Below are 2780 nucleotides of genomic sequence, written 5' to 3'. Positions count from 1 at the left end.
CAGAAGTGTCTGGAGGCTACCAAGCAAGCGCTTGGTTTGTAAACAGGCGAAACATTCTTCTGCCCAAGCGCTTGCTTGGTGCCCGCGCGCGGCTTAAATTGCGCGCAACCCTGCGGTTACAGGGGGCAACACACTGATCGACTGTAGGAGAGAACGGGTGGACGAGCAAAAAGCCCTGCGGGTCATGCGCGAACTGGTCGACCAGGGCCAGTTGACCGACCCGGACAGCGCCCGCGGCAAATTGCTGCAAGTGGCGGCTCATCTGTTTCGCAACAAAGGCTACGAGCGCACCACGGTGCGCGATCTGGCCAGCGCTGTGGGCATTCAGTCGGGAAGCATTTTTCATCACTTCAAAAGCAAGGATGAAATTCTCCGCGCGGTGATGGAGGAAACCATCCGCTACAACACCGCGCTGATGCGCGCAGCCCTGGCCGAAGCCGGCGACGTGCGCGAGAAAGTGCTGGCGCTGATTCGTTGCGAGTTGCAGTCGATCATGGGCGGCAGTGGCGAGGCGATGGCAGTGCTGGTGTACGAATGGCGCTCATTGTCCGAAGACGGCCAGGCTAAAGTCCTTGCTTTACGTGACGTTTATGAAGACATCTGGCTGCAGGTTCTGGGCGAGGCCAAGGACGCCGGCTATATTCGCGGCGACGTTTTTATTACCCGACGTTTCCTTACCGGCGCACTGTCCTGGACCACCACCTGGTTCCGTGCCGGCGGCAGTTTGAGCCTCGATCAGCTCGCCGATGAAGCGCTGATTCTGGTCCTCGAAGCGCGTTGAACGGTTGTCGGACCGGCCGACAAACTGGCTAAGTCGCCGAAACCGCCTAGCTTGAATGCATTGATCGCTATTTTTTTCGGGGAGTGGGGTGTTTTGAAGTCTTCGCCAATTCGGACAGCCGCCGGGCTGATGCTCGCTGCGCTGGCTGCGTTATGGGTATTGCCCGCTCAGTCAGCGCAATTGGTCCGGGTCGGCGCCGCGCATTTCCCGCCTTATACGATTCGCCCGGAAAACGGCGCCGACACCGGCCTGTTGCCGCAATTGATCGAGGCGCTGAACCGCTCGCAGAGCGACTATCAGTTCGTCCTGGTGCCAACCTCGATCCCGCGCCGCTTCGGTGATTTCAAGCAGGGCCGCATCGATATGGCGATCTTCGAGAACCCCGAGTGGGGCTGGAAGGACATTCCCCACGACGACGTCGACATGGGCCTGGAAGACGCCGAGATTTTCGTCGCGCAACGCGAAGACGGCCGCCAGCAAAACTACTTCTCGAGCCTGTCGGGCAAACGTCTGGCGCTGTTCAGCGGTTATCACTACGAATTCGCCGACTTCAACGCCGACCCGAAATACCTCGCGCACAACTACAACGCCACGCTGACCTATTCCCACGACAGCAACCTGCTGATGGTCCTGCGCGGGCGCGCCGACATTGCCCTGGTGACCCGTTCCTATCTGTTCGATTACCTGCTGCGCAACGAGAAGGTCCGCGATGAGCTGTTGGCGTCGCAGCGTACCGATCAGATCTATCACCATTACGCGATTCTGCGGCCAAGCGCTCCGATCACCGGCGACGCCTTCGGCAATCTGTTGCAGCGTCTGCGTGACAATGGCGAATTGCTGAAGATTTTCGAGCCTTACAAGATTGCCGTAGTGCCCGTGCCGCATCACTGAAGCGCTGTTTGCATCTCGCGCTTAAATTTCCCCTCCCGGCTCACGTCACTTCGTTGAACTGTCGACGATTACGTGAGCCCGACCCATGTCCAATCTGAATGACCTGACTGCCCTGGCATTGCCCTCGGGCAGTCGCTTGATCGCTGATGCTACCGAGAGCCGACTGAGCCTGAGCCTGGACGGGCAACCGCTGATTCGGCTGCGCCTGGACCGCGAGGCCAATGGCCCGATCCAGCTTGATGAACGTTTTGCCCTGCCGCCCGGGCAAGCCTTGTGGGCCGCCTGTTATTGGTTGTTCGCCCGTGCCCCGGCGTGCCAGCAATTGACCTGGCAACTCGATCAGCCACCGACCGAAGCCTTGCGCAGTGGTCTGCTGATCAATACCGAAGTCGCCGGTGAGTACCGCTGCGAGCGCACGCTGTTCTGGCAACTGCCGCAGCCGTGGCTGGGCACTTCACTGACCGGCAGCTATCCGCAGCAAATGGTCATCAGCCATGGCAAGCGCCATCCGCTGCGACCGGTGAAGCCGCGCGGTGAAGTCTACCGGCGTTTCGATGCGCGGCTCGGCGCGTGGATTTCCTTGCGTACGCTGGAAATCGAGGAAGATCTGTCGCGCTTCAATCGCTGGCAGAACAGCCCGCGCGTGGCGAGTTTCTGGCAGGAGGAGGGCAGCCTTGAGCAGCATCGCGAATATCTGAGCAAGCTCGATGCCGATCCGCACACGCTGACGCTGATCGGCTGTTTCGATGATCAGCCATTCGCCTATTTCGAAGCCTACTGGGCCAAGGAAGATCGCATCGCGCCGTTCTACGATGCCGGCGATTACGACCGTGGCATTCACATGCTGGTCGGCGAGGAAAGTCATCGCGGCCCGCACAAAGTGGCGAGCTGGTTATCGGCACTGGTGCATTACCTGTTTCTCGATGATCCACGCACCCAGCGCGTGGTCGCCGAGCCACGTGCCGACAACGCGAAGATGATCGGCCATATGCACAACCAATGCTTTCACTGCGAGAAGGAATTCGATTTTCCGCACAAGCGCGCGGCGTTGATGATTCTGGGGCGGGAGCGGTTTTTTGATCGGTGCCGGTTGGCCTGATGTATTCGG

Annotated in this window: 3 protein-coding genes; all 3 read left to right on the top strand. The window is 59.8% G+C overall.

Annotation, left to right across the window (positions count from 1 at the left end):
* The first annotated feature begins 157 nt into the window (after positions 1-157).
* The 3 genes from OQK_RS01685 to OQK_RS01675 all read left to right on the top strand — a co-directional run bounded on the left by OQK_RS01685 (position 158) and on the right by OQK_RS01675 (position 2771).
* A complete protein-coding gene (locus tag OQK_RS01685) occupies positions 158-781 on the top strand; it encodes a TetR/AcrR family transcriptional regulator (protein WP_016770820.1) in 624 nt (207 codons plus the stop codon).
* A 93-nt stretch (positions 782-874) separates the two neighbouring features.
* On the top strand, positions 875-1672 hold the full coding sequence (locus tag OQK_RS01680) for a substrate-binding periplasmic protein (RefSeq protein WP_038860414.1): 798 nt from the start codon (positions 875-877) through the stop codon (positions 1670-1672).
* 85 nt (positions 1673-1757) lie between these two features.
* The gene (locus OQK_RS01675; protein WP_016770818.1) at positions 1758-2771 is read left to right on the top strand and encodes a GNAT family N-acetyltransferase; all 1014 of its coding nucleotides are present in this window, start codon (positions 1758-1760) and stop codon (positions 2769-2771) included.
* The last annotated feature ends 9 nt before the right edge of the window (positions 2772-2780 follow it).

Origin of the sequence: Pseudomonas sp. R62 (assembly GCF_000257605.1) — a bacterium.
In the GTDB taxonomy this organism is placed as follows: Bacteria; Pseudomonadota; Gammaproteobacteria; order Pseudomonadales; family Pseudomonadaceae; genus Aquipseudomonas; species Aquipseudomonas atacamensis.
Note: the sequence above shows the minus strand (reverse complement) of the source record. Positions and strands in the feature narration are given on the sequence as shown.